General features: G+C 61.4%; 26 protein-coding genes. 12 read left to right on the top strand and 14 right to left on the bottom strand.

The features are described 5' to 3' along the window. Positions 1-32: 32 nt before the first annotated feature. Positions 33-689, bottom strand: a complete 657-nt coding sequence (locus J3P73_RS02845) for a TetR/AcrR family transcriptional regulator (protein ID WP_130685842.1) — start codon at positions 687-689, stop codon at positions 33-35. Between the two features lie 101 nt (positions 690-790). Between J3P73_RS02845 and J3P73_RS02840 the strand changes: the two genes are divergently transcribed. The 3 genes from J3P73_RS02840 (at position 791) to J3P73_RS02830 (ending at position 2,827) form a co-directional block, all read left to right on the top strand. Beyond that, entirely contained in the window at positions 791-1,615 is an 825-nt protein-coding gene (locus J3P73_RS02840) for an NmrA family NAD(P)-binding protein (protein WP_018068784.1), read from the top strand. 2 nt (positions 1,616-1,617) lie between these two features. Continuing rightward, on the top strand, positions 1,618-2,100 hold the full coding sequence (locus J3P73_RS02835; RefSeq protein WP_032995458.1) for an anthrone oxygenase family protein: 483 nt from the start codon (positions 1,618-1,620) through the stop codon (positions 2,098-2,100). A gap of 97 nt (positions 2,101-2,197) precedes the next feature. Further along, positions 2,198-2,827: a glutathione S-transferase family protein gene (locus J3P73_RS02830; protein WP_018068782.1), complete on the top strand. Its 630-nt coding sequence runs from the start codon at positions 2,198-2,200 to the stop codon at positions 2,825-2,827. Between the two features lie 847 nt (positions 2,828-3,674). On the opposite strand, the gene J3P73_RS02825 is transcribed toward J3P73_RS02830, so the two are convergent. The 7 genes from J3P73_RS02825 to J3P73_RS02795 all read right to left on the bottom strand — a co-directional run bounded on the left by J3P73_RS02825 (position 3,675) and on the right by J3P73_RS02795 (position 10,577). Continuing rightward, positions 3,675-4,211 (bottom strand): glyoxalase superfamily protein, encoded by a 537-nt coding sequence (locus J3P73_RS02825; protein WP_130690704.1) that lies wholly within the window; start codon positions 4,209-4,211, stop codon positions 3,675-3,677. A gap of 190 nt (positions 4,212-4,401) precedes the next feature. Continuing rightward, on the bottom strand, positions 4,402-5,580 hold the full coding sequence (locus J3P73_RS02820) for a GGDEF domain-containing protein (RefSeq protein ID WP_130690702.1): 1,179 nt from the start codon (positions 5,578-5,580) through the stop codon (positions 4,402-4,404). A gap of 173 nt (positions 5,581-5,753) precedes the next feature. Continuing rightward, a complete protein-coding gene (gene pyrC / locus J3P73_RS02815; protein ID WP_130706448.1) occupies positions 5,754-6,800 on the bottom strand; it encodes a dihydroorotase in 1,047 nt (348 codons plus the stop codon). Between the two features lie 123 nt (positions 6,801-6,923). Beyond that, positions 6,924-7,556 carry a nucleoside triphosphate hydrolase gene (locus J3P73_RS02810; protein WP_003556147.1) on the bottom strand — a complete coding sequence of 211 codons (633 nt, stop codon included), beginning with the start codon at positions 7,554-7,556 and terminating at the stop codon, positions 6,924-6,926. Further along, positions 7,553-8,335, bottom strand: coding sequence for an ATP-binding cassette domain-containing protein (locus J3P73_RS02805; RefSeq protein ID WP_018068777.1), 783 nt, complete (start codon positions 8,333-8,335; stop codon positions 7,553-7,555). Before J3P73_RS02805 ends, J3P73_RS02810 begins: the two co-directional genes overlap by 4 nt. A gap of 2 nt (positions 8,336-8,337) precedes the next feature. After that, positions 8,338-9,402, bottom strand: a complete 1,065-nt coding sequence (locus J3P73_RS02800) for an ABC transporter permease (protein ID WP_012755861.1) — start codon at positions 9,400-9,402, stop codon at positions 8,338-8,340. Positions 9,403-9,557: 155 nt separating this feature from the next. Beyond that, the gene (locus J3P73_RS02795) at positions 9,558-10,577 is read right to left on the bottom strand and encodes a sugar ABC transporter substrate-binding protein (protein WP_018068775.1); all 1,020 of its coding nucleotides are present in this window, start codon (positions 10,575-10,577) and stop codon (positions 9,558-9,560) included. A 228-nt stretch (positions 10,578-10,805) separates the two neighbouring features. Between J3P73_RS02795 and J3P73_RS02790 the strand changes: the two genes are divergently transcribed. From J3P73_RS02790 to J3P73_RS02775, 4 genes are all read left to right on the top strand, one after another. After that, positions 10,806-12,053 (top strand): ROK family transcriptional regulator, encoded by a 1,248-nt coding sequence (locus tag J3P73_RS02790; RefSeq protein WP_018068774.1) that lies wholly within the window; start codon positions 10,806-10,808, stop codon positions 12,051-12,053. Then, positions 12,037-12,513: an RbsD/FucU family protein gene (locus tag J3P73_RS02785; protein ID WP_024323883.1), complete on the top strand. Its 477-nt coding sequence runs from the start codon at positions 12,037-12,039 to the stop codon at positions 12,511-12,513. The genes J3P73_RS02790 and J3P73_RS02785 overlap by 17 nt, the downstream gene beginning before the upstream one ends. Positions 12,514-12,765: 252 nt before the next feature. Continuing rightward, positions 12,766-13,440 carry a hypothetical protein gene (locus tag J3P73_RS02780; RefSeq protein WP_024323884.1) on the top strand — a complete coding sequence of 225 codons (675 nt, stop codon included), beginning with the start codon at positions 12,766-12,768 and terminating at the stop codon, positions 13,438-13,440. A gap of 467 nt (positions 13,441-13,907) precedes the next feature. Beyond that, entirely contained in the window at positions 13,908-15,455 is a 1,548-nt protein-coding gene (locus J3P73_RS02775) for a putative bifunctional diguanylate cyclase/phosphodiesterase (protein ID WP_130814631.1), read from the top strand. A 78-nt stretch (positions 15,456-15,533) separates the two neighbouring features. Here J3P73_RS02775 and J3P73_RS02770 read toward each other — a convergent pair whose 3' ends face one another. Continuing rightward, on the bottom strand, positions 15,534-16,436 hold the full coding sequence (locus J3P73_RS02770) for an alpha/beta fold hydrolase (protein WP_207579745.1): 903 nt from the start codon (positions 16,434-16,436) through the stop codon (positions 15,534-15,536). Positions 16,437-16,621: 185 nt separating this feature from the next. On the opposite strand from J3P73_RS02770, the gene J3P73_RS02765 reads away from it, so the two are divergent. Next, positions 16,622-17,203: a TetR/AcrR family transcriptional regulator gene (locus J3P73_RS02765; protein ID WP_018496513.1), complete on the top strand. Its 582-nt coding sequence runs from the start codon at positions 16,622-16,624 to the stop codon at positions 17,201-17,203. 26 nt (positions 17,204-17,229) lie between these two features. Here the strand turns inward: J3P73_RS02765 and J3P73_RS02760 are convergent, their stop codons facing one another. From J3P73_RS02760 to J3P73_RS02745, 4 genes are all read right to left on the bottom strand, one after another. Beyond that, entirely contained in the window at positions 17,230-18,324 is a 1,095-nt protein-coding gene (locus J3P73_RS02760) for an alkene reductase (RefSeq protein WP_018496514.1), read from the bottom strand. 26 nt (positions 18,325-18,350) lie between these two features. After that, positions 18,351-18,749 carry a DUF2147 domain-containing protein gene (locus J3P73_RS02755; RefSeq protein WP_165422118.1) on the bottom strand — a complete coding sequence of 133 codons (399 nt, stop codon included), beginning with the start codon at positions 18,747-18,749 and terminating at the stop codon, positions 18,351-18,353. Between the two features lie 291 nt (positions 18,750-19,040). Next, a complete protein-coding gene (locus tag J3P73_RS02750; RefSeq protein ID WP_130814630.1) occupies positions 19,041-20,045 on the bottom strand; it encodes an NADP-dependent oxidoreductase in 1,005 nt (334 codons plus the stop codon). Between the two features lie 32 nt (positions 20,046-20,077). Continuing rightward, the gene (locus tag J3P73_RS02745; RefSeq protein WP_130814629.1) at positions 20,078-20,941 is read right to left on the bottom strand and encodes an alpha/beta fold hydrolase; all 864 of its coding nucleotides are present in this window, start codon (positions 20,939-20,941) and stop codon (positions 20,078-20,080) included. A 414-nt stretch (positions 20,942-21,355) separates the two neighbouring features. On the opposite strand from J3P73_RS02745, the gene J3P73_RS02740 reads away from it, so the two are divergent. From J3P73_RS02740 to J3P73_RS02730, 3 genes are read left to right on the top strand one after another with little or no spacing between them, the layout of a single operon-like run. Beyond that, positions 21,356-21,937 (top strand): TetR/AcrR family transcriptional regulator, encoded by a 582-nt coding sequence (locus J3P73_RS02740; protein WP_130716577.1) that lies wholly within the window; start codon positions 21,356-21,358, stop codon positions 21,935-21,937. Then, positions 21,934-22,296, top strand: coding sequence for a nuclear transport factor 2 family protein (locus tag J3P73_RS02735; protein ID WP_024323891.1), 363 nt, complete (start codon positions 21,934-21,936; stop codon positions 22,294-22,296). The genes J3P73_RS02740 and J3P73_RS02735 overlap by 4 nt, the downstream gene beginning before the upstream one ends. After that, complete coding sequence (locus J3P73_RS02730) at positions 22,289-22,669, top strand: TfoX/Sxy family protein (RefSeq protein WP_075225652.1); 381 nt, start codon at positions 22,289-22,291, stop codon at positions 22,667-22,669. Before J3P73_RS02735 ends, J3P73_RS02730 begins: the two co-directional genes overlap by 8 nt. 148 nt (positions 22,670-22,817) lie before the next feature. On the opposite strand, the gene J3P73_RS02725 is transcribed toward J3P73_RS02730, so the two are convergent. Next, positions 22,818-23,558, bottom strand: coding sequence for an SDR family NAD(P)-dependent oxidoreductase (locus tag J3P73_RS02725; protein ID WP_130771074.1), 741 nt, complete (start codon positions 23,556-23,558; stop codon positions 22,818-22,820). Positions 23,559-23,639: 81 nt separating this feature from the next. On the opposite strand from J3P73_RS02725, the gene J3P73_RS02720 reads away from it, so the two are divergent. After that, positions 23,640-24,308, top strand: a complete 669-nt coding sequence (locus J3P73_RS02720; protein ID WP_197729664.1) for a TetR/AcrR family transcriptional regulator — start codon at positions 23,640-23,642, stop codon at positions 24,306-24,308. The last annotated feature ends 270 nt before the right edge of the window (positions 24,309-24,578 follow it).

The following is a 24,578-nucleotide window of genomic DNA, read 5'->3' as shown; positions in this document are numbered from 1 at the left end:
CAAGAGCCTGCCGTTTCCAGACGAAAGGCGGGCTATTGCTGCTGCAGGCGGCCGATATCAACGATCTGCACCTTCTTGAACAGGGCAATCGCCTGGGCGCCCTCCTCCGCATCCAGCGAAACGGCATAACGCACGGCGGCGGCAAGCAACTGCATCGTCAGCCGCGCGATCGCCAGCAGCTCCTTGCGGTCGCGATCCGGCCACAGGCGGAGGAGCACGGCGAGAAACATCTGGGCATGAAATTCCATGTCCTCGGCATCGACCTGCTGCAACAGCTTGTCGACATGGGTCGCATGCCAGATGTCGCGCATGACGGGTTCGCTGAGGAAGAAGGCATAATATTCATCGACGATATTGGCGAGCGCACCCTGCAGGGCCGCCGCGTCGGTGACCTTCGCCAGTTCCTCTTCGACGCACCGCCTGCCCTGTTCGTTGAAGCGCTCGGCCAATGTCCGGATGATCGAGGTCTTGTCGGGGAAATATTGGTAGAGGGCGCCGAAGGAAAGGCCGGCCTTTTCGACGATCTCGCTCATCTTCAGGCCGTCGCTGCCATGGCTTTCGATCAGCTCGGCGGCGACGGTGAGGATCTTTTCGAAGCGCTCGCGGCCGCGCTGTTGGCTGGGGATGCGGCGCAGCTGGCCGGTAGACTCCTGCTGGCGCCTGCGCGCTGCGACCGGCTGTTCCGACATGCTCTCTCCTTTTCCACGTTGACAAACAAAATAAGAGATATTATCTCATTTTGCAAATGAGAGAGTTTCTCTTGTTTTTAACGTTTGGGAGGAGTTTTGACATGCAGACTTCCGAAATCGTCCTCGTCGGTGGATCGGGAAAGACCGGCGGCCGCATCATCAAACGTCTGGAAGAGCGCGGCCTCACCGTTCGCGCGGCATCGCGCTCCAGCGCACGGCCGTTCGACTGGGAGGACAGGTCGACCTGGCGCGGCGCACTTCAAGGCGCGTCGAGCGCCTATGTCGCCTTCCAGCCGGATCTTTCTGTCGCCTGGGCGGCGGAAGCGATCGGGGCACTCGCCGAGGTCGCGGTAGAATGTGGCCTTGAGCATATCGTGCTGCTTTCCGGCCGTGGCGAAGAGGGCGCGCAGCGAAGCGAAGCGGCGCTGAAAGCGTCCGGCATAAACACCACCATCCTCCGCGCCTCCTGGTTCTGCCAGAATTTCAGCGAGGGCGCCTTCCTGGAGCAGATCCTCTCTGGCCGCCTGCAATTGCCGGCGGGCGAGGTCAGCGAACCTTTCATCGATGCCGACGACATCGCCGATGCCGCCGTCGCCGCCTTGACCCATCCCAGCCACCGCAACAAGACTTACGAACTGACCGGCCCGCGGGCGCTGACATTCCGCCAGGCGGTCGCCGAGATCGCTCAGGCCACCGGGCGGCCGATCGAATACGAGCAGGTGTCGATGGCGGACTTCACCGGCGGGCTTGCGGCCGCCGGCCTGCCGCAGGGCCTGATCGATCTTCTGGAGGAGCTTTTCGGACAGGTGCTCGATGGGCGCAACGCCAGCACCATGGGCGGTGTCGCCGAAATTCTCGGCCGTCCCGCCACCGATTTCAACCAATATGCCCGCCGGACCGCGGCAACCGGACTATGGAGCGCCTGACCATGCAGATCTTTCTCATCCTCTCCCTCGTGGCGGCGGCAATCGGCAGCGGCCTCGTCGCCGGCATCTTCTTTGCCTTCTCGACCTTCATCATGACCGCCTTCTCGCGCATCCCGGCAGAGCAAGGCATCGCGGCGATGAACTCGATCAACGTGACGATCGTCCGCTCGCCCTTCATGGGCCTCTTCGTGCCGACGGCGATCCTCTGCCTCGTCATCGCCGTGCTCGCCCTGATCGACTGGCGCGGCGGGGCATCCTTTCTAATGCTGGCGGGTGCAGCGCTCTACGTCTTCGCCTCCTTCCTCTCGACCATTGTCTTCAACGTGCCGATGAACGATGCGTTGGCAAAGGTCGGCGGCAATGGGCCGGAAGCCGTTCAGCTCTGGGCCAGCTATGTCAGGGACTGGACGTGGTGGAACCATGTGCGGACCATCGCCTCGCTACTCGCCTCGGTCGCCTTCGTGCGGGTGTTGATGATCGTCTGAATGGTTGCCTCCCGGCGATCCTACGCGCCTTTCAGGAATCGGGTGGTTGGCCCCGGGCGGGCATGCGATGTTGGGCACTCGCCGCGAAAGGACCGTCATGTTTACGCTTCACGATTATCTGCCGTCGCAAAATGGCTGGAAGGTCAGGGTTTTGCTCGGCCTGCTCGGAATGCCCTACCGCAGTCGCATGGTATCGATCTTCGAGGGCGAGAGCCGCACCGAGGCGTTCCTGGAACTCAATCCGGTGGGCGCAATCCCGGTTCTGGAACTCGACGATGGGCGGGCGATCGCCGAATCCAATGCGATCCTCACCTATCTTGCCGAGGGCACGCGCTTCCTGCCGTCAGACCATTATCTGCACGCCAAGGTCATGCAATGGCTGTTCTTCGAACAGTATCATGTCGAGCCGGTCATCGGCTCGCTGCGCTTCTGGACGTTGACGGGACGGCTGGACCGTAACCAGAGCATGGTTGCGGGCAAGCGCGAAGCCGCAGCCCGCGCGCTTGCCGCCATCGATCGCGGCCTCAGCGACAGCCTGTTTCTCGTCGGCCAGGAGCTGACGATCGCGGATATCGCCGTTTACGCCTATAGCCATCGGGCCGAGGATTGCGGATTTTCTCTCGCAGCCTATCCTGCGTTTTCTGCCTGGTCCGGCCGCGTTCGGGATGCCATCGGCGCCGATCATCCGGTCTATCCCTATAGTATGGACCCACATTCGGCCGGTTGAGACAAAGTCCCACTCGTTCCGGCTATTTGCCAGCATACCGGGTGCGGAACGCGCGCCAGGCTGAGATCACAGCGAGCAACAAGAACAGCCCTGCCAAACCAGCCCACAGAGAGCCGCCTTGCGTTAGATTGTCACCGTCGGGAGTGAGGCAACTGGATAGGGCCTGCGATATGCAATCTCGGAACTTCCAGTACCTTTCATAGAATAACAATCCGAAAAAAATCGAAAGAAACGCTAAAATCGAGACTGAAACGTATCTCATTTTGTTCCTCCCTGCAGGCATGCCCGCGGCCCCATGGCTCCGGCACTGCGCCTTCTTTTGACCAGACAGCCATAGCTAAAGGCCGAGAATGACGGAATGTATGGCGACGTGCCAGTCAACCTCATCAGCGGCGCGGTCAGACGCCGGCATTCAAGAGAGCCTCATCCTGAGGTGCCCCGCAGGGGCCTCGAAGGACGAGGCGGGTGCGCTGACATCAGATACACGCAAGGAGTAGCGTCGAGGCGTGTCCTTCGAGGCTTCAGCCTTCGGCTTCCGCGCCTCAGGATGAAGGGAGGTTGGAGGGTACCTCGGCTTGGCTTTCGTCTCGGGGAACGGCGCTCACCCACCCTCATTCCTGTGCCTGTCACAGGAATCCAGTGCGCCCAAGTCCTTGGGCGCGTGAGACTCTTTTGACGGCAGCAGAAAGTCACTCACCGCGCCGACGCGCGGCGGCTGGATTCCTGTGACGAGCACAGGAATGAGGGTGGGGATATGGTGGCGCCTCGCGGCAGCGCGGCGTGCGTCGCTACAAATCCATTCAGCAGCGGTCTGAGGCAGAGGAGCAATTTCCCCCGCCCTCTTCCACTATCCCTGCTCGCAAAAGGCGATGCGGTTGCTGAAGGGGTCGGTGACGGTCATCTCCAGCCCCCACGGGGCTTCCTCGACGCCGGGCTTCATGTAGCGGTAGTCCTTGCCTGAGAGTTCGGCGTGATAGGCCCGCACATTGGCGACGCGGACGAAGGCCTTGGCGCCGGGGCTGGCGTCGCCGGAATGTTCGCTCAGGTGCAGCGCCATGCCGTCGCGCGAGACCTGGCAATAGAGCGGGAAGTTTTCGCCGAAGCGGTGCTCCCAATCGAGATGGAAGCCGAGGAAGCCGCAATAGAATTCCATGGCCTTTTCGACCGAAAAGATGCGGAAGATCGGCATCGGCGGCTCGATGCCGATCGCAGAGGGGCTCACCCCCGCCGCATCGATCTTTGCCGAGAGGATATTCCATTGATCGAGCCCGAACTGCCGGGCGACGATTTCGAGCGTCTCGCTGTGGGTCAGCGAAATGTCGCGGTCGGCAAGGGCCTGTCGCAATGTCTTTGCCATGAGCTTGGCATCGCGAAAATCGCGCATGATGTCATCCTTCCGTTGGCGGCAAACAGGAAGATCAGTGCCCGCGTCTGCTGACCCGTTCGCCATCGATCGCCAAACGGCAAGGGATGTGAAGGATGTTGTCTGGATGCATTCACCATAACGCAGAAGCGTCGCGGGGCGGCTGGCCGCATCCGGCCGGGGGCGATAATATGAGAGCGTCGGTCAGGAATCAAGACGCCGTGCGCGCTGCCTCGACGGGAACCGCCTTGAGGTAGCTGGCAAGCTCGACCCGGTTGCGGCCGGCGCGCTTGGCGACGTAGAGCGCCTTGTCGGCGGCGCTCAGCATGGTGTCGAAATCCAAGCTCTTCGAGCGGCCGGGGGCAACGCCGACGCTGACCGTGCATGTCAGCACTTCGTCATCGATATGGATCTCGCGCGCCTCGAACGCCCGGCGGATGCGCTCGGCCGTGAGTTCGGCCCGGCCGGGCATGATCTCCCTCAGCACCAGTACGAATTCCTCGCCGCCGAGCCGGGCAGCGGTGTCGCCGGTGCGGCAATGGGCCGAAAGTTCGCCGGAAAAGACATTGAGCACGCGGTCGCCGGCGGCATGGCCGAAGCGATCGTTGACGGATTTGAAATGGTCGATATCGAAGACGATGACGGCGGTGGTCGTTCCCATCGGGCGCGTGCCGTATTGGTCGAAGAGGGCGCGGCGGTTGAGCAGGCCGGTCAGCGGATCGGTGATCGCATCGAGACGATGGCGGGCAGCGAGCCGCCATTGATGCAGCGCCAGCGACAGCGCGCCGATCCCGGTCATGCCGGCAATGCAGACGGCAAGGCTCAGATCTTCGGCCCAGTTGCTGGGGGCTTTGCCGAGCACCAGCTTGCCGTCGGATATCAGCACCGCGGCGCAGAGAAAGAAGGAGATCGCCGTCAGCGTATAAAGCACTGCGATGCCGAGGAGCGGCGCCGGTGCTTCGGCACGGGCGAGCCAATATTGCCGGGCGGTGGCAAAGAGCAAAAGGGCGATGGCGAGATTGTCGGCGATGAAAGCCAGGCCGTCATAACCCGATAGCATCGGCACGACGGAGAAGACCATCGCCGCAAGCGCGCGGATCGCGATGGCGAGGAGAGACACCCGGCCGGTCAGGAATTGTTTGCCTGCCCCCCAGATGGTGGCAAAACCGGCATGAAACAGCACGAAATTGGCGACGCCGAGCCATTTCTCCGGCGTATTGACATAGGCGCTATAGACGAAAATGCCGCTGACGACGAGGACAAGGCCGACGGTGGCGGTCAACAGCACGGTTTCCGAGCGGCGGACAAGCCAGCTGCCCATCAGCGTCACCGCAAGGCAGGCCGCGGAGACGCCGAGCGCCAACAAGAGGGAGTTATAGTCAAGCATCATGCTTTTCAGTCTCCGCAGCTATTGTCGCTTCGAATGGCAGCTTATCGGTCTGCGAGGAGGAATGTCTTATGCATCCGTTAACAAATGATGCACTGCACAATACAAATGTTACGCGTTTAACGTCGCGCCGAATTTTAAGATGAATTTTCTATTTAAAATTGAAATCTGAGAGCTTACGCCTGCTGCATCACCTGCCAATGCAGGGGAAACATCGGATCGAACACCGTTACCGGACCGGCGCCGGTTTCAATCCTCGCGGGAAAGACGACCGGCTCGGCCTGCCTCGACAGGGTGATGCGCTCCTCGTTCGGCTGCAGCCCGTACCAGGCCGGCCCGTTCAGCGACACGAAGGCTTCGAGCCGCTCCAGAGCGCGCTCCTGTTCGAAGACATGGGCAAGGCAGCTCATCGTATTGACCGAGGTATAGATGCCGGCGCAGCCGCAAGCGCATTCCTTCAGCGGATCGACATGCGGGGCGGAATCCGTGCCGAGGAAGAAGCGCGGGTCGCCGCTGACGGCCGCCGCACGCAGGGCCAGCCGGTGGTTTTCGCGCTTGGCGACGGGCAGGCAGTAATAATGCGGGCGGATGCCGCCGACGAGGATGGCGTTGCGGTTGATGATCAGATGGTGGGTGGTGATCGAGCCGGCGAGATTGCCCTTGGCCGCCTTGATGTAATCGACGCCATCGGATGTCGTCACATGCTCCATCGTCACCTTCAGCTCCGGCAGGCGCTGCCGCAACGGATCGAGCACGGTCTCGATGAAGACGGCCTCGCGATCGAAGATATCGACCTCCGGCGTCGTCACCTCGCCATGGACGCAGAGCGGCAGGCCGATCTTTGCCATGCGCTCCAGCACCGGCATCGCCTTTTCCATGTCGCGGACGCCGCCATGCGAATTGGTCGTGGCGCCGGCGGGATAAAGCTTGACGGCGGTGATGAGGCCGCTGTTCTTCCCCTCCTCGACGTCATCGGGGCTGGTATGTTCGGTCAGATAAAGCGTCATCAGCGGCTGGAAGAGATGACCGTCCGGCAAGGCCTTGAGGATGCGTTCGCGATAGGCCTTGGCATCAGCGGTAGTGACAACCGGCGGCACGAGATTGGGCATGATGATGGCGCGGGCGAAGGTGCGGCTCGTATCGGCGATCACGCCCTCCAGCATGGCGCCATCGCGCAGATGCAGGTGCCAGTCATCAGGACGGCGGATGGTGATCGATTGCATGGCAGGCCTCCGAAGCGATGCGTCTGCCGTCTCGATAACACTAAAGCGCGCCGCATTGAAATTGAATCATGCGACCCGCTTTAGCTCTTTTTTCATGCGTGTCGTTATCCCGGAACCGGGGCATCACGCCAGCGCGATCTCCAGCGTCACATCGGCCGGGCGGCGGTTTTCGAGGATCAGCCGGCCATTCGGCAGGTCGTTGCCGTAGACTTTGGCGTTGGCGGCCTCTTCGGTCAGGTTGTAACCGCGCCAGCGCGCCCAGAGCCGCTCCTCGAGCACCTCGATCGGCGGCGCCAGCATGATCGAAAAATCGAAGACGCCTTCGAGTTCGGCCCATTTGCCCAGCGAAAACAGCAGATAGTTGCCCTCGACGATGATGAAGCGATGATCGGGGGAAACGGGCCGGGCCGACGCAATGGCGAGTTCGCGGGAACGGTCGAAGACCGGCACCAGAACTTCCTGATCGGCCAGCCGGACGGCGCGGATGATATCGAGGAAACCGCGGACATCGAAAGTCTCGGGGATCCCCTTGCGCGCCAGCAGGCCGCGTTCGATCAGGATGGCGTTGTCCATGTGGAAGCCATCCATCGGCAGGACTTCGGCACTTTCGCCCTTGGCTTTCAGCGCTTCCGCCAGATTGTCGGCCATGGTCGATTTGCCGGCACCCGGCGGTCCGGCAATGGCGACCAGGAAACGCTTGGAATGGCCGGCGCGGTCAAGAACTGCGCCGGCGATTTCATCGATGCGTGCATTCATGCGGCGACGGGCTCCGTCGGCACCGCCTTGGCGCCGGTCATGAAGGCGACGGCGTCGGACATGGTGTATTCCTTCGGATCGATCACCGTCAGCCGCCGGCCGAGGCGGTGGATATGGATCCGGTCGGCCACCTCGAAGACATGCGGCATGTTGTGGGAGATCAGCACGATCGGCAGGCCGCGGGCGCGCACATCGAGGATCAGCTCCAGCACCTTGCGGCTTTCCTTGACGCCGAGAGCGGCCGTCGGTTCGTCCATGATGATAACCTTCGAGCCGAAGGCGGCGGCTCGGGCGACGGCGACACCCTGGCGCTGGCCGCCCGACAGCGTCTCCACTGCCTGGTTGATGTTCTGGATGGTCATTAGGCCAAGTTCGGAAAGCTTGTTGCGCGCCAGCTTTTCCATGGCCGGCCGGTCGAGCATGCGGAACAGCGAGCCTAGCGGGCCCTTTTTGCGGATCTCGCGGCCGAGGAACATGTTGTCGGCGATGGAGAGCGCCGGCGACAAGGCGAGATTCTGATAGACGGTCTCGATGCCGGCGTCGCGCGCCTCCATCGGCGAGCGGAACTGCACCTGCCGGCCTTCGAGGGTAATCACCCCCTCGTCTGGGGTAACGGCGCCCGATATCGCCTTGATGAGCGAGGATTTGCCGGCGCCGTTATCGCCGATGACGGCGAGGATTTCACCCGGATAGAGGTCGAAATCGGCATTGTCGAGCGCGGTCACGCGGCCATAACGCTTGACGAGACCGCGGGCGGTGAGAAGGGGTTCGCGAGCCATGATTACACCGAAACCTTTCTGATCCACTGATCGATGGCGACGGCGGCGATGATTAGCACGCCTGTCAAAAGGACTTTCCATTGCGGGTCGGCGCCGAGCATGTTGAGGCCCATCGAGACGACGCCGACGATCATGGCACCGAAGAGCGTGCCGAGAATGGAGCCGCGGCCGCCGAACAGCGAGATGCCGCCGATCACAGTCGCGGTGATTGCCTGGAGGTTAAAATCGGTGACGGCCGAGGACGGCGAGATCGAGCCGTTGCGGCCGATCGAGACCCAGGCGGCCAAGCCGGCAATGACACCAGAGATGGCGTAAACGGTCAGCAGCACCTTCTTGGTCTGAATGCCCGAGAGCTTGGCTGCCTCCGGATCGTCGCCGACCGCATAGACATGCCGGCCCCAGGCGGTGTGATTGAGGACATACCAGAGCACCAGGACGAGCAGCACCATGGCGATGACGCCGAGGGTCAGCACGGCGCTGCCGAGCTTGAAGCTCACGGCGAAAAGATGAAGCAGCGGCGCCTTCTCGTCGACGTCGGTGTCGCGGATCGTCTCATTGGCGGAATAGATGAAATTCGTCGCCATGACGATGTTCCAGGTGCCGAGCGTGACGATGAAGGGCGGCAGCTTCATGTAGGCAACGAGGAAGCCGTTCAGCAATCCGCAAAGGCCGCCGACAAGCATGCCGGCTGCGACCGCGATCGGCGTCGGTATGCCGTAGGTGATGGCGACATTGCCCATGATCACCGCCGAGATCACCATGATGACGCCGATCGAAAGATCGATGCCGGCGGTCAGGATGACCAGCGTCTGGGCGGCGCCGAGAATACCGACGATGGCGATCTGCTGCAGGATCAGCGTCAGCGTATAGGACGAGAAGAACCGTCCGCCGATGGTGATCCCGAAGATGACGATCGCCAGCACCAACACGATCAGCGGCACGGCGGCCGGCGTCGAGTGCAGAAAATGCTGCGCGCGCTTGATCAGCGAGACTTTCTCGTGCTCGAAGGAGGCAACGCTCTTGTCGCTGCCGTCGAGGACACGTTCGAATTCCTGTGTTCCGGTCATGGTTCCTCCTCCGCATCCGCGCGCCGAACTCGCGCGGGGGCCGTCACCGATATCCATCCGGTCTTTGATTAGCCGGTTCGTGAGGCGACGGCACATCGTCCGTCGAAAACGGCCGGGGATCAAGCCCCGGCCGCCCTGCTTTCAACAATCAGGGCTCAGCCCCAGCACTTGTCCGTGCCTTCCTTGGTGTCGATCGACTTGACGCCGGAAACCGGCTTGTCGGTGACGAGCGAGACGCCGGTGTCGAAGAAGGACTTGCCTTCGGTCGGCTTCGGCTTTTCACCATTGTCGGCGAACTTCTTGATCGCTTCGACGCCAAGGGCTGCCATCATCAGCGGATATTGCTGCGAGGTGGCGCCGATGACGCCTTCCTTGACCGACTTCACACCCGGGCAACCGCCGTCGACCGAGACGATCAGCACGTTCTTTTCCATGCCGACGGCCTTCAGCGCCTGATAGGCGCCGACTGCGGCCGGCTCATTGATCGTGTGGATGACGTTGATGCTCGGATCCTTCTGCAGAAGGTTTTCCATGGCCTTGCGGCCGCCTTCTTCATTGCCGTTGGTCACGTCATGACCGACGATACGAGCATCGTCCTCGTCGCCGATCTTGTTCGGGTCCTTCGGATCGATGCCGAAGCCCATCATGAAGCCCTGGTCGCGCAGAACGTCGACCGTCGGCTGCGACGGGGTCAGGTCGAGGAAGCCGACCTTGGCGTCCTTGGCCTTGTCGCCCATCGTTTCCTTGGCCCACTGGCCGATCAGCTTGCCGGCGAGCAGGTTGTCGGTGGCGAAGGTGGCGTCGGCGGCATCGGCCGGCTCGAGCGGCGTGTCGAGCGCGATGACCAGCAGGCCGGCATCACGCGCCTTCTTGACCGAAGACACGATGCCCTTGGTGTCGGAAGCAGCAAGCAGGATGCCCTTTGCGCCGTCGGCAATGCAGCTTTCGATCGCTGCGACCTGGCTTTCGCTGTCACCGTCGACCTTGCCGGCATAGGACTTCAGCGAGACGCCGAGTTCCTTGGCCTTGGCCGTCGCACCTTCCTTCATCTTGACGAAGAAGGGGTTGGTGTCGGTCTTGGTGATCAGGCAGGCAGCAACGTCAGCCGCCATCACAGGAGCGGAAAAGGTGACACCAAGCGCCAGCGCGCCGAAAGCGAGAACAGATTTCTTCATGGAACTCCTCCCAGAGTTTGCCGGCGCCGCTCCTGCGGGGCCGGAAGCTTAAGATATGACACTTCGCCGTGGATCGCTAATGCCTCCCAGCGGTCCCGTGCCCTTGACGACGGCAATTAAGAGCGAAAAGAAATCGGCTTGTCAATAAATAAATCCAATTGAATTATTAATTCGATGTGGCATGCTCCATCGAATTCGGGCATAGGCCAACGATCGGGAGGAGCGGCCATGTCGACCTTGGATGGACCGGAACACACGCCGGTCCCGCCACCAATTCTGAATCCGGCCGGAGGTGCAAACCAGGTCAGGGTGCGAGCCTATAACGAACGGCTCGTGCTGTCGCTGGTGCGTCTCTACGGCGCACTGTCGAAGGCCGATATCGCACGCCGCAGCGGGCTGTCGGCGCAGACCGTCTCCGTCATCATGCGGGTGCTGGAAAAGGAAGGGCTGCTGTCGCGCGGGGATCCGGTGCGCGGCCGTGTCGGCCAGCCGTCGATCCCGATGCATATCAATCCCGATGCCGTCTATTCCTTCGGCCTGAAGATGGGCCGGCGCAGCGCCGATCTGGTGCTGATGGATTTCGTCGGCCGCATCCGCATGCAGCTGCACCGGACCTATGCCTATCCGCTGCCGGATGAAATCCTCGCCTTCGTCACCTCGGGCATCCGCGAGCTGGAAGACCGGCTCGACGACAAGCAGCGCGGCCGCATCGCCGGCCTCGGCATCGCCGCCCCCTTCGAGCTCTGGAACTGGGCCGAAGAGGTCGGTGCGCCGCCGGGCGCTATGGAGGTCTGGCGCGACGTCGACCTGCAGGCCGACGTCGCCTCTCGCGTCTCCCATCCGGTCTTCCTGCAGAACGATGCGACCAGCGCCTGCGGCGCCGAACTCGTCTTCGGCGTCGGGCCGTCCTACCCGGATTTCGTCTATTTCTTCATCGGCTCCTTCATCGGCGGCGGCATCGTGCTCAATTCGGCGATCTTTTCCGGCCGCACCGGCACGGCAGGCGCGATCGGGCCGCTTCCGGTGCGGGGCAAGAACGGCGAGACGAAGCAGTTGCTCGAAATCGCCTCGATCTTCGTGCTCGAAAACATGCTGCGCGAGCGCGGCATCGATCCCGAGCCGCTCTGGTATTCCGCCGACGACTGGGTGGATTTCGGCGAGCCGATGGAAGCCTGGATCCAGGATAGTGCCAAGGCGCTGGCGCAGGCGATCGTCGCCGCCGCCTCGATCGTCGATTTCAGTGCGGCCGTCATCGATGGCGGCTTTCCCGATTGGGTGCGCAGCCGCGTGGTGCAGGCCACCATCGACGAAGCTGCCAAACTCGACCTGCAGGGCGTCGTCATGCCTGAAATCATCGAGGGCGCGGTCGGCGCCCAGGCGCGCGCCATCGGCGGCGCCAGCCTGCCGATCTTCGCGCGTTACCTCACCGACCAGAACGTACTTTTCAAGGAGGTAGACCATGCTGAAAGGACTTGATCCGCTGTTGAGCCCGGAGCTGCTTTTTACGCTTCGCGCCATGGGCCACGGCGACGAGATCGCCATCGTCGACGGGAATTATCCGGGCGTCGAACATGCCCGCCGGCTGATCCGGCTCGACGGGCACCACATTATCCCGGTCCTCAACGCCGTGCTCAGCGTGCTGCCGATCGACGATTTCGTGGCGGAGGCGATCTTCCGATCGACCGTCAAGGCCGAGCGCGACAAGCTCGACCCCGTGCATGAGGAGATGATCGACTGCTGCGCCCGCCACGAACCGCACCGGCAGGTGGTGCCGCTGATCGGCCAGGATTTCTACGGAAGGGTGAAGACCGCCCATGCGGTGATCCAGACCGGCGAGCCCAGGCTCTATGCCAACATCATCCTGCGCAAGGGCGTGATCTATCCGAAAGAGCCGGGAACCCATGCCGCGGCCGGAGTCGATCCGTTCGTCTACTAGAACAATTCCGGCAACAATGCGCAGCGGTCTGATCGTCGGTAAGCTTTGGCTTTCGGGCCGGCTGAAGGTCAGTCTTTCGCCATTCGTTCGATGGATGTTATGGTGCGGCGGTTGCGTTGGTCCGCCGCGCCGGCAAACCGCTCGGCAAGCCAAATGCTGCGAACGGTGCCTCACCGCCAGGAGCGGACGTCGCGCGGCTCTATGGACACGTGCGGGATCAGGCCGGTGAAGCGATGAGGAGACGGGTCTCACATGGCACCTGACATGAGCACGGTTCCTCGTCGCAGCACCACCGGTCTGCGCAAGTTTCTGGATCCTGAGCAGCAGCGCGATTGGATAGAAGGCGAGGCGGAGTTGATCGACGCCGAAGAACGCTCGGAGTCCCTGGAGCAGCGGTTCAAGTACGTCCCACGGTTCGAGAAGCTGCTTCGTCGCCCGCAGGCGCAAGACGTTCTGGAAATTCTCGGGGTATACGGGCAGGCCTGCATTCCCATCCCGCGTAAGACCGAGCGTCACTACTGGTCGGTTTCATGTCTGCCCTCGACCTCAGACAAGCCGCTCGTCCGCGTCAATGCGAGCTGGATGGAGCTTTTCACGCTCTACGCCGACGGAGAGGGCCTGCGTGCACGATTCCTGGTGCATCTTTCGCATTTCACTACGGACCATTCACTCGCGCAGGGCGATGTCGACGAGCCTTTTCTCGAGCTCTGCGTCACGACGCCCGAAGACGTCGGTTATTTTTTTCCGCGCGGCGACGACATTTTCGGCATCACCGTGCGGGGCTCGGCCTCGATCCGCAAATTCCTCGCGGAGCGCCGCATCTTGCGCGCCATTCGGACTTTCAATGTGACGCACATGAACCGAGGTCGGAACGCCTATCAGGCGAGCCACTGCTACAGCCTAGCGGATACTATGCTGGCAGATTGATCGGCTCCGGGATGCGCCCTACCCTGGCGAGATTGCCGAGCCGATCCGCGGTCGCTGACGGCGCGCAGATGCTGAAAAGACGCGGGCGCGCTGTAAACCCGTCACGCCCATTCCTTTTCAAGGACTACTGATCCTCCGGCGGGTTCTTCAGCCGTTCGAAGAATGGCAGATAGCGGCGACCGGCAGACACCATGGAATCGAGGCCCCATCCGATTTACGGGAAACATATCCAATTCACGCAGCGAAACGCCCGCACCTTCGTCAATGCAACCCGCCATTAACCTTCGAAGGTAACGATCTTACGGACTTGTCGGTGCTGCGCAGTTTGATCAACGACTGCAATGCCCGACCCGGCATTCGGTGATGCGAGCATCCGCCATGTCGGCTGATGATTGAAAACATGTCGGGGACGATGCGGTTCTCCAAACTGGCCATGACGGCTCGTCACACAACAGGAGCCTGTTCATATGCCTCGCATCCAACCGACCAGACCCCAGGTGGAGATCGTTGTCTGGCTCGCGGTCTTCCTGCTTCTCTTCTGCCTATCGTGGTCCTTCGACTGGCATGAGGGGCTGGATGCGTTCATCGAGAAGCATCATGACTATCCGCTCGACCACGCGCTCCTTGCCATGAACATCTCCGGGTTTCTCGGGCTGATTTATTCCGCGCTGCGGATCAGCGATCTTTCGAGGGAGGTTCATCGCAGGCTGCAGGCCGAAAAGAACGTAGACTGGATTGCCTGTCACGACACGCTGACCGAACTGCCGAACCGCAGATTTCTGGATTCCATCTGCGCGCAGGCGATGAGCGACCAAAGGGCACAGGAAAGCTATGCCGTGTTCAGCATCGATCTCGACGGCTTCAAGAAGGTCAACGACCTCCTGGGGCACGATCACGGTGACGCGGTGCTGAAGACTGTCGCTCAGCGGCTCTCTTCCCTCTTTCCGCGTGAGCACGTTTTTCGTCTTGGCGGAGACGAGTTTGTCGTTTTGGCGCGGCGCACTGGAAATCCCGATCTTGCCGCGTTGGGGAACCGCATCGTGAGCGTGATCGGCAAACCCTTCACATTCAATGGCGTCGCCGTCGACCTCGGCGCCAGTGTCGGCTTCGCACTTTATCCGGAGAACGGCGATGACCTAAGCCAGGTCATCCGACATTCGGACTGTGCGATGTATGTCGCCAAAAAGCAGGGGCGCAATCTGGTGAAGCCCTTCGTCCCTTCGATGCAGGATGAGTTGGCGAAACGGATTCGGGTGGAAGCCGATCTAAGAGCCGCCATCAGGAAGGCTGAGATCGTTCCCTACTATCAACCGCTCGTGGACCTGAAGACGAACAAGATTATCGGCTTTGAGGCGCTGGCACGCTGGAAGATCGCCTCCGGCGAATTCATCCCGCCGAACGAATTCATTCCTGTGGCAGAGGAAGCCGGGCTGATCGTCGAATTGACGGACCAATTGCTTCGCCACGCCTGCACCGATGCGCTTTCCTGGCCAAGTGAGCTCGTCCTGTCATTCAACCTTTCTCCGATCCAGCTGAGCGATCGGTTGCTGGGGCTCAGAATTCTCAAGATATTGGGTGATGTCGGTCTGCCGGCGCACAGGGTCGAGCTTGAGGTGACGGAGAGCGCCATCATCCAAGACGCCGTCACTGCACGAATCGTCCTCGACGATCTGGTGAACGCTGGGGTCAGGATTGCTCTCGACGATTTTGGAACAGGCTATTCCAGCCTCTCACAACTCTCCAACTACCGGTTCGACAAGATCAAGATCGACAGGAGTTTCGTCTCTTCATTCGAAACCAATGACAAGCAGGACAAGGTGATCAAGGCCATCATCGCTCTCGGCGTGGGACTTGGCGTGACGATAACCGCCGAGGGTATCGAACAAGAGAGCCAACTTCAGCGGCTTCAGGATCTGGGTTGCGACATCGGCCAAGGATATCTGCTTGGTAGGCCAGCGCCGGCCGCGGAGCTTGCCACAGATCACATCTGCGCCAGAGTTTTGCAACGCCGTTGATGGGCCGCGGCGTGTCGGTTCTGATTCAGAGCCGACACGGGCTTAGGGTGACGGCGTGCCGGTGCAATCGTCCGGACTTTACTCCGACACAGGAGTAAAGGGATGACGCCCAAGAAACGCAGCCACTTGTTCTGTAATTTCGACCGGCGCGGAGTCTGGGAAAAAATGCCCGCCTGGTACAGCGCGAGCGTCGATGGTCGTGCAGCGATCCGCCCAGGTGGCTGGGAGATCATAGTGTTTGGCCATCGCGCCGGAGGCGCCGTAGAGGATCAGCGCAGGCGCCGATATACGTCTCCCTTGCTCCGCCAGATCGTGGGCGAGATCGACGGCCAGCGCCGCACGGTAATCGTTGCAGCCGCCGGCAATCGCCTTGGCATCATGCCATGAAGCCCGGTAGGCCGCGAGCTGTTCGACGTCGAAATCCCGCAGGCCCGCCGCGCCCCATCCAAGCAGGCAGGTTTCGTAAAAGAGATCGGGATTGGCTTCGATCATTCGCTCCGGAAAGGGCGCGGGTTGAGCGAGGAAGAACCAGTGCCAGTAGCTTTGAGCGACCTCGCGGCGCAGGTCGCCCAGCATCACCGCCGTCGGCACGATGTCCATCAGAGTGACGCTGGCCACAGCCGCAGGATGGTCGAGAGCCAGCCTGTGCGCCACCCGGGCACCGCGGTCGTGACCCACGAGGTGAAACCGCTCATGTCCAAGCGTTTTCATCAAACCGAGCTGATCGGCTGCCATGGCGCGGAAGCTGTAATTGGTCAGATCAGCGCGAGCCGGTGGTTTGTCGGAGGCGCCATAGCCGCGCAAATCTGCACAGATCACCCGATAGCCAAGCGCGACCAGCTCTGGTGCGATCCGTGCCCAGAGTGCCTTGGTCTGCGGAAAGCCATGCAGCATCAGCAGCGGCTCCCCCGCACCCGCAGCGACATAAGCGATCTCCACGCCGTCGACGGCAATCCGGCCGCTTTCAAAACCCTCAAACATACTTCCCTCCCCGTTTCGCGACGATTGTGACGCCTCTACAGCGGGTTGGATGCCGTGAGGTGGCGTCTTACCTTGATGTAATCCTTACATTGGTTGACATTATTAATGATATACGTCATCAATAAGTCAAGCTATAATGACGCACAACATCATAGTTTGGGCATGGCCGTCGAAAGGGCTGCGAAGTGCGGATCACCAAGGAAAAAAAGCAGGAAAACTACGAGCGGATTATTACCATCGCTTCCGAACTGTTTCGCGAGCGCGGGTTCGATGGCGTGGCGGTGGCGGAACTGATGGAGCGTGCCGGGCTCACTCATGGCGGCTTCTACAACCACTTCCGATCCAAGGAGGAGCTGATCGCAGCGGCGACCGCCAGGGGTTTCGGCGAGACCGCGGAACGCTACGCAGGATATGATGCGCTTGCCGCCATCGAAGCCTATATCTCGCGGGAGCACCGGGATGCTCGCGGCCAGGGATGCTCCGCTGCGGCACTGAGTTGCGAAGCAGCACGGCAGCCGGATGAGACGAGATCGGCTTTTGCTGCAGGAATCGAGAACCTCCTGAGCACATTCGAGGGCGACATGGCGCGAGATCACGCCTCTGGCGCCGGATCGCGTGCGCTGACGATCAGCCTCCTTGCTCAGGCCGTGGGCGCCATCGTCCTTTCAAGAGCCTGCCCGGACAATTCCTCCCTGGCGGATGAAATCCTGGATGCCTGCCGGGTCAACTGCCGTGACGCCATCGAAAATCACGCGCGCAAGCAATAGGGCCGCGCATGCGCGGCCCTATGCAATCAGGCGTCGACCGGCGCGGCCATGGCGGGATAGTCGGTGTAGCCCGCAGCACCTCCGCCATAGAGCGTCGCCATATCGAGATTGGCCAGCGGTGCACCGGCCTTCAGGCGTTCGACAAAATCCGGGTTGGCGATGAACGGCCTGCCGAAGGCAAACAAATCCGCCAGTCCCTGCTCCAGCCTGGTCGTTGCGAGTTCCAGATCGTAGCCGTTGTTGGCGATGTAAGTGTTCTTGAACCTGCGGCGAAGCGCCTCATAGTCGAAGGGTGCAACATCGCGCGGCCCGCCCGTCGCGCCTTCGACGACATGGAGGTAGGCAATGCCCATCTCGTCGAGCTGCTCGACGATGTAGTTGAACTGCGCCTGCGGGTCGGTTGCGGAGATCCCATTGGCCGGCGACACCGGCGAAATCCGAACGCCGGTTCGCTCCGCTCCAACTTCCTCGATGACCGCGGCCGTCACCTCCAGCGTCAGCCGGGCGCGGTTTTCGATCGACCCGCCATAGGCGTCGGTGCGGGTGTTCGCTCCATCCCTGGCGAACTGGTCGAGCAGGTAGCCGTTGGCGCCATGAACTTCGACACCATCGAAACCGGCGGCAATCGCATTGGCGGCGGCGCGACGGAAATCCGCGATAATGCCGGGGATCTCGCCCGGTTCGAGCGCCCGAGGTGCTGACACATCCACGAAGGCGTTGTTCACAAACGTCTTGGTTTCGGCCCTGATGGCGGAAGGCGCCACCGGGTGCTGCCCATCCGGCTGCAGGTCGACATGCGATACCCGACCGACATGCCAGAGTTGCAGGAAGATGCGGCCGCCCTTGGCATGCACCGCGTCGGTCACCTTACGCCAGCCGTCGACCTGCGCCTCTGTGTAGATGCCGGGCGTGTCCTGGTAGCCTTGACCCTGCTGCGAAATCTGGGTCGCCTCCGAGATGATCAGGCCTGCCGAGGCCCGTTGCGCATAATATTCGGCAATGAGATCGCCCGGTACAAACCCGGCGCCCGCTCTGTTGCGCGTCAATGGCGCCATGACGATCCGGTTGGAGAGTGTGAGAGAGCCGAGGACGGAAGGCTCAAAGAGTGTGTTGCTGGTCATGTGTTACTTTCACCAAGGGTTAGAAATTATTCCTGACGTTCCCAGATCTGCGAGCGCCCGAGCAATGACACGCCAATGAAGCCGCGCACGGTCAGTTTCTTGCCTTCATCGGTCAGGTGGATTTTGCTGCTGTAGACTTTGCCATTGTCCGGATCGAGAATCTGGCCACCGGTATAGTCGTCGCCGTCCTTCTTCAGGCCGCTCAGGATGACCAAGCCCACGACCGGCGCGTCCTTGAGTGCGCCTTCGCATTTCGCGCAGGTCGGGCTTTCGTTCGCGGCGAGAAAGACTTTTTCGATCCTGCCCTGCAAGGCACCATTCGATTCCGTAATCCGGACCAAGGCCCTCGGTTTGCCGCTGACGTCATCGACATTCCGCCACAAGCCAACGGGCGAGGTGTTGTCAGCCCATGCTGCCGATGACATGAGCGCCGCAACGGCGGCGAGTGCGAAAACGGTGGACCGTCTCAATATATGCAATGCTGTCAGCTCCTTGAATTGCGTTGAACGCGTGTGTCGGCGGATAGGCGTAAAGACGGCTGTTCCGGGCGAAGGGTTTCGATGCCGCCAGCGTCGCAGAGGTCATGAAGAGTCGCTGAGATCTCTGCGGGTTCTAAAGCGCATCGCGATCTGTCAGATTCGCTTGTTGCGCTTTAGGTCTTTGTTTTTACGCATGTCGTTGTCGCAAAACCGCTGCACACTTTTGCGCGACATGCTTTAGTCGGCGACCGTGATGACCACCTTGCCCTTCGCGCGCCCAGTCTCGACATAGGCCAGCGCATCCCCGGTCTTCTCAAACGGGAACACCTTGTCGACGACCGGTCGGATCACGCCCGATTCGATCAGCGAGGTGATTTGACCCAATTGCTGCCCTTCGGCGCGCATGAACAGGAACGAGTAGCGGATGCCAAGACGCTTGGCCTTTTTCCGAACCCCTCGGCTCAGCAGGCGCAGCACCAGTTTCAGAAACAGGTTCAGGCCGAGTTCCCCGGCGAATGCGGGATCCGGCGGACCGGAAATGGAAATGAGCTGGCCGCCCGGCTTCAGCACGCCCAGAGATTTTTCGAGGGTCTTTGGATCCTGGCTGTTCAGCACGAGATCGTAGCCTGACAAGACCTTCTCGAAATCCTGCGTCTTGTAGTCGATCACCACATCCGCCCCGAGACTTCTGGCCAGCTCGGCATTGCCAGCGCTCGTCGTCGTCGCAACGGTCGCGCCAAGATGCTTGGCGAGTTGAATGGCCAAAGTCCCGACCCCGCCGGAACCGGCCTGAATGAAGACCTTCTGGCCGGGTTTCACCTTGCCCACCTCGACCAGCGCCTGCCACGCGGTCAGCCCCACGAGCGGGATGGACGCCGCTTCCGTCATGCTGAGGTTGTTCGGCTTCAGCGCTACATCGGATTGATCAATGGCAATGAATTCTGCGAATGTGCCAATCCGATGGTCGCGCGGCCGAGCGTAGACCTCGTCGCCCACCTTGAAGCGCCGGACGCCTGGTCCAATTTTCACAACCGTTCCGGCAACGTCGTGCCCCAGGATAAAGGGTGGACGATAGGGAAGAATAAGCTTGAACTCTCCATCCCGGACCTTGGAGTCCAGGAGGTTTACGGCCGTGGCCTGGATCCGGACCAGGAGATCACTGTCCTGCAATTCCGGTTCGGGCAGGTTGGCCAGACGCAGAGCGCCCTTCTTCTTGTACTTATCAACGACGAATGACTTCACGGGGCCTCTCCAATTCGAATTTTATTGCGGCGTCAGGCGCCAAGGAAGGACAAGGCCTTCGGCACGAAATCGGCATAGTTCTGGAAAATCCCGCCATGCCCGGCGTCTTGGTAGATAACCAGTTCCGCCCCGGGGATGCGCCGGGCCATATCGGCGCTGTTGACGGTCGGGACCATAATATCATTGTCGCCATTGGCGATCAGGACCGGGACATCGATACGGCCGAGATCCTGAGGCGCCTGCCGCCCCCAGGCTTTGATCGCCTTGAGTTGCCGCAGGAAGGCCCTTGGAGCGGGCCCCTTGTCCCTTCCCGCCTTCCGTTCTTTCAGCCGATCCAGAAAGGCCTTGGCGGCCCGGCGACCATTGGCCGTGGACGTGAAGAACAGATAGGTTTTTGGGTCGCGCAACGTCAGCAGACCTTTGATTATCAGCGGCCAGGATACTGCTCCGACCTTGTCGATGCCTTTGCCGCCGGCCGGGCCTGTTCCGGTCAAAATGAGTTTGCGCACGAGATCGGGGGCCTTCAGCGTGATGTCCTGCGCGACAAATCCCCCGAGAGAAAACCCAAGCAGATCGACTTTTTTGAACCCAAGCGCCCGGATCAACGCGATCGTGTCGCGCGCCATCTCGTCGATGGTCAAAGGGGCCGTACCGCCTGAGGCGCCGATACCCCTGTAATTGGTGGCGATTACGTGATGCCTGGTGGCAAGACCATCGACAATGCGGGGATCGAAATTGTCCAACACCGCGCCCCAATGGTTGAGAAGAATGACCGGCACGCCACCCTGAAGGCCGAGGTCGCGATAGGCAAAAGGTGTTTCCCCAACATTGATCCAGAGATTGGGAGCCTCGGCATAACACGTGGCAGACCGAAGATATCTCACAGACGTGTTCATCGTTTACTCCATTATCCCACCCGAACCGGCAGGCTTGGGTCGGAGGGAAAGCAGCCAGCTTCGGTCGCTCAATTTTTAATGACAACCGTCATCATAGATGATTAATGATATCCATCATCAAAGTTGTCAAGCGTAATTTTTTAGCCGATTCAACCGCCATCTCCTCTCCCTCAGGCTAGAACCCGCATTATTGCTGCCAGGAAGGGTGCGAACATCATCGGCGTCGAGATAATCTATTCTCACTTCAAACTTCGTCATGAGCCCGAGACGCTCTTCGGTACATGCCAGTCCCGCGCTCGCCGGGCATGCCCGAGCTCGACCAGGCGAGAATTTTCTCGGAAAATCATGGGAGGCCGTTGCGTTTGTATTCTTGATCAGTCATTCTAGAACAAACGATAAAGAATCGGAGTGACGATGGGCCGAACGCGGGAATTCGATGAGGAGGCAGTGCTGAAGGGGGCGATGCAGATCTTTCGCAAGCACGGCTATCAAGGTGCGTCGATCCGGGACCTCGAGGAGGCAACGGGGCTCAAAGGCGGAAGCATCTATCACGCCTTCGGCGACAAGGCCGGCCTCTTCGACGCGGCGTTCGGACATTACAACCGGACGGTGCTGGAGGGACGCATCGAGCGGTTTGCGCCGCCCGGAAGCGGGCTTCAAGGCCTCCGCGAATTGTTCCTGTCGCTCCTGCATGAGCCCGACGATGGCGCGCTCGGCTGCCTGATCACCAACATGGCGGTGGAATTCGGCGGTGTTGCCGATCCGCATCCCCGTGTCGAGGCAGCGCTCGGCCTCCTTCGCACCACATTCCGCTTAAGGCTCACCGAGGCGCCGACCTTCGCTCGGGACGCCGATGGAGCCAAGGCGAACAGGACAGCCATCCGCCTTCTGGCCTTCTATCAGGGCCTCCTCGTGCTCATTCGCGGCGGCGAAGACAAGGCCGGCCTGCGGCAGGCGATAGAAGACGAATTCAATCAACTGGAGACACTGTTATGACACCTGAGGCCCTATGGGATCGATATGCGGCCATCTGGTCGCTGGATGCTGACGCTCGCGAGCCGGAAATGCTGGCTTGCCTCGCGGATGAGGTCACCTATTGCGACCCGAATGGAACGATCGCGGGGCGCGCCGGTCTCTCGGCTTATATGGCCGGCTTCAAGGAGAGCATGCCGGGAGGCCGGTTCAAGATATTGAGCGTCCTCCATCATAATGATCGCTCACTGGCGCGCTGGGCACTGCGCCACGAAGACGAGAGGGTCTTGCAGACCGGCACGAGCTTCGGGGTGATTTCCGATGGCCGGCTCGGTGCGATCACCGGCTTCTTCGATCCTCTGGCGGAGCAGCACCATGAGTAGCGAGGCGACACGCGGGCTGGCGCTCGACTTTGCGAGCCAGATCGCCCCAGCCGGCTGCATCGATATCAGGCGCTTCTTCGGCGGCTCCGCCCTGGTCCGAAACGGCGCGCAGTTCGGGTTCGTCATGAAGGGCACTTTGTATCTCCGCGTCGACGAAGCGATGCGCGCGGAGTTCGAGGCAGATGGCTCCGAACCGTTCAGCTATCGTGCCGCCGGCAGGGAGGTTACGGTTCGCCGCTACTACGCAGTCCCGGCACATGTGATCGACGATCCCGCGCTGCTGCACGGCTACGCGGAGCGCGCATTGCACGCGACCCCTACGCCCGGCCACAGACGCTCCGACACGATCCTGGCCGTCAGCCGGTCCGGCTAGCACGTAGGCTCGGCGGTCGGTCACTTCGTCGATCGCTTAGGCCGCGGATACGGCTCGATATCCCCCAAACCCTGCCCTCTCAGCGAAAGAAAGGGACCGACATCTGTCGATCCCTGTCTTTTTGCAGGCCCGCGGCAACAGATCCGATTCAGGTGTTCAAGCCGCCATCGACTGTGAGGATGGTTCCGGTGATGTGCCTTGCAGCAGGGCTTGCGAGGAAAGCCACAGCGGCTGCCACATCTTCCGGTTCACCATAACGGCCAAGTGGGATCAAGGCACGCTGGAAGTCGGCGAAGTCGCCATCGGCGGGATTCATCTCGGTGTCGGTCGAACCCGGCTGGACCAGGTTTACGGTGATATCGCGAGATCCGAGTTCCCGCGCGAGGCCGCGGGTAAACGAATGGAGCGCGGATTTTGTCATGAAATAGACCGTGCCGGTGTCGCCGACGATGCGTTCGGCGCCGACCGAGCCGATGGTGATGACGCGGCCTCCCGCCTGCAGATAGGGAATGGCGGCCTGCGAAGCGAGCAGGGGCGATCGTACATTGACATCAAGCAGCGCATCGATCTGCTCGACGCTGACGTCGGCGATCGCACCGTAAAGCGCGATTGCGGCATTGTTGACGAGAATGTCGAGACCGCCAAGTGCCTGGGCCGCCTCGTCGACCGAGCGCTTCACCGCCGCCGGATCGGCGCTGTCGGCCTGGATGGCAAGCGCTTTGCGGCCCTTGCCCTCGATCGCCCGGACGACCTCGGCGGCGCGATCGGCCGAACGCTCATAGGTGACGGCGACATCAGCGCCTTTGTCGGCAAGCGCCAATGCGATGGCGGCTCCAATGCCACGCGAGCCACCTGTGACGAGGGCACGCTTTCCAGCCAGTTCTGTCATGATCTTCTCTTTCTGTAGTGATCGACACATAAATAGCTAGGCACGTTGCGATGGGGTGTCAATGGGTTTATATAATGATCGATGCAGAAATCGGATGAGATGTCGAACCTCGATGAAACCCCTGCCCGCAGTCGCGGGCGGCCGCGGGCGTTCGATCGGGAAGCAGCCTTGGCGCAGGCGACCCGCCTGTTCTGGATCAAGGGCTTCGAGGCGACCTCGATCGCCGACCTCACCGAGGCGATGGGGATCGGATCGCCGAGCCTTTACGCGGCATTCGGCTCGAAGGAGGCGCTCTATGCCGAGGCGCTGCGCCACTATCGCGACAACAACGAGGCGCTCGTCTGGGCAGGCTTCTTTTCCGCAGGCACGGCCCGTGAGGCGGTGAAGTCGTTTCTGATGGATTCGGCCGCTGCCTTGACCGGCTGTGTCGTGGATATTCCCCGCGGCTGCATGGTGGCGCTCTCTTCGGTCGGCAGCGAGGGCCATGTGGAACTCGGCGAACTGGTGCGCGCCGCCCGCGGCGTCACGCTCGACCGTCTGAAGGCGCGCCTGAACCAGGCGATATCGGAAGGCGAAATTCCGGCCTCGACCGACGTCCACGCGCTTGCCCGCTTCGTCCAGACCGTTCAGAACGGCATGTCAATCCTGGCCCGCGACGGAGCGACGCGTGGCGAACTGGAGGCAGTCGCCGAGCTGGCCATGCTGGGTTGGGACACTCGAACCGGGGATGCTGAGCACAGGCAAGGCTGATCGCGTTTCGAATATTGTTACGCGGATGCTCCTGCGTCACCTTTGGTCAGTCAGTCGCGGAAGCTTGGTAATTTCGCCGGCGCGTGCCGCTGCCCCTCATCCGGCTGCCGCCACCTTCTTCCCGTAAACGGGGCGAAGGGGATATGCCGCGCCCTCTCCGTTCCTCGCCAGCCTTTCGCGGGGCACGTCCCCTCTCCCCGTCAGAACGGGGAGAGGGTTAGGGTCATATGCGCTAGAGCATGCTGTGATTTAGCGGAATCTGGGATTCGC

The sequence above is a fragment of the Rhizobium ruizarguesonis genome (assembly GCF_017357285.1).
GTDB classification, from domain to species: Bacteria; Pseudomonadota; Alphaproteobacteria; order Rhizobiales; family Rhizobiaceae; genus Rhizobium; species Rhizobium ruizarguesonis.
Note: the sequence above shows the minus strand (reverse complement) of the source record. Positions and strands in the feature narration are given on the sequence as shown.

What these genes read in the sequence shown, in the direction of transcription:
- J3P73_RS02825 (WP_130690704.1), bottom strand. Translation starts at nt 4,211, where the DNA reads ATGCGCGATTTTCGCGATGCCAAGCTCATGGCAAAGACATTGCGACAG.
- J3P73_RS02805 (WP_018068777.1), bottom strand. Translation starts at nt 8,335, where the DNA reads ATGGCTCGCGAACCCCTTCTCACCGCCCGCGGTCTCGTCAAGCGTTAT.
- J3P73_RS02745 (WP_130814629.1), bottom strand. Translation starts at nt 20,941, where the DNA reads ATGAACACGTCTGTGAGATATCTTCGGTCTGCCACGTGTTATGCCGAG.
- J3P73_RS02835 (WP_032995458.1), top strand. Translation starts at nt 1,618, where the DNA reads ATGCAGATCTTTCTCATCCTCTCCCTCGTGGCGGCGGCAATCGGCAGC.
- J3P73_RS02760 (WP_018496514.1), bottom strand. Translation starts at nt 18,324, where the DNA reads ATGACCAGCAACACACTCTTTGAGCCTTCCGTCCTCGGCTCTCTCACA.
- J3P73_RS02810 (WP_003556147.1), bottom strand. Translation starts at nt 7,556, where the DNA reads ATGAATGCACGCATCGATGAAATCGCCGGCGCAGTTCTTGACCGCGCC.
- J3P73_RS02790 (WP_018068774.1), top strand. Translation starts at nt 10,806, where the DNA reads ATGTCGACCTTGGATGGACCGGAACACACGCCGGTCCCGCCACCAATT.
- J3P73_RS02795 (WP_018068775.1), bottom strand. Translation starts at nt 10,577, where the DNA reads ATGAAGAAATCTGTTCTCGCTTTCGGCGCGCTGGCGCTTGGTGTCACC.
- J3P73_RS02780 (WP_024323884.1), top strand. Translation starts at nt 12,766, where the DNA reads ATGGCACCTGACATGAGCACGGTTCCTCGTCGCAGCACCACCGGTCTG.
- J3P73_RS02775 (WP_130814631.1), top strand. Translation starts at nt 13,908, where the DNA reads ATGCCTCGCATCCAACCGACCAGACCCCAGGTGGAGATCGTTGTCTGG.
- J3P73_RS02785 (WP_024323883.1), top strand. Translation starts at nt 12,037, where the DNA reads ATGCTGAAAGGACTTGATCCGCTGTTGAGCCCGGAGCTGCTTTTTACG.
- J3P73_RS02755 (WP_165422118.1), bottom strand. Translation starts at nt 18,749, where the DNA reads ATGTCATCGGCAGCATGGGCTGACAACACCTCGCCCGTTGGCTTGTGG.
- J3P73_RS02740 (WP_130716577.1), top strand. Translation starts at nt 21,356, where the DNA reads ATGGGCCGAACGCGGGAATTCGATGAGGAGGCAGTGCTGAAGGGGGCG.
- J3P73_RS02770 (WP_207579745.1), bottom strand. Translation starts at nt 16,436, where the DNA reads ATGTTTGAGGGTTTTGAAAGCGGCCGGATTGCCGTCGACGGCGTGGAG.
- J3P73_RS02720 (WP_197729664.1), top strand. Translation starts at nt 23,640, where the DNA reads ATGCAGAAATCGGATGAGATGTCGAACCTCGATGAAACCCCTGCCCGC.
- J3P73_RS02735 (WP_024323891.1), top strand. Translation starts at nt 21,934, where the DNA reads ATGACACCTGAGGCCCTATGGGATCGATATGCGGCCATCTGGTCGCTG.
- J3P73_RS02840 (WP_018068784.1), top strand. Translation starts at nt 791, where the DNA reads ATGCAGACTTCCGAAATCGTCCTCGTCGGTGGATCGGGAAAGACCGGC.
- J3P73_RS02800 (WP_012755861.1), bottom strand. Translation starts at nt 9,402, where the DNA reads ATGACCGGAACACAGGAATTCGAACGTGTCCTCGACGGCAGCGACAAG.
- pyrC (WP_130706448.1), bottom strand. Translation starts at nt 6,800, where the DNA reads ATGCAATCGATCACCATCCGCCGTCCTGATGACTGGCACCTGCATCTG.
- J3P73_RS02730 (WP_075225652.1), top strand. Translation starts at nt 22,289, where the DNA reads ATGAGTAGCGAGGCGACACGCGGGCTGGCGCTCGACTTTGCGAGCCAG.
- J3P73_RS02820 (WP_130690702.1), bottom strand. Translation starts at nt 5,580, where the DNA reads ATGATGCTTGACTATAACTCCCTCTTGTTGGCGCTCGGCGTCTCCGCG.
- J3P73_RS02845 (WP_130685842.1), bottom strand. Translation starts at nt 689, where the DNA reads ATGTCGGAACAGCCGGTCGCAGCGCGCAGGCGCCAGCAGGAGTCTACC.
- J3P73_RS02725 (WP_130771074.1), bottom strand. Translation starts at nt 23,558, where the DNA reads ATGACAGAACTGGCTGGAAAGCGTGCCCTCGTCACAGGTGGCTCGCGT.
- J3P73_RS02830 (WP_018068782.1), top strand. Translation starts at nt 2,198, where the DNA reads ATGTTTACGCTTCACGATTATCTGCCGTCGCAAAATGGCTGGAAGGTC.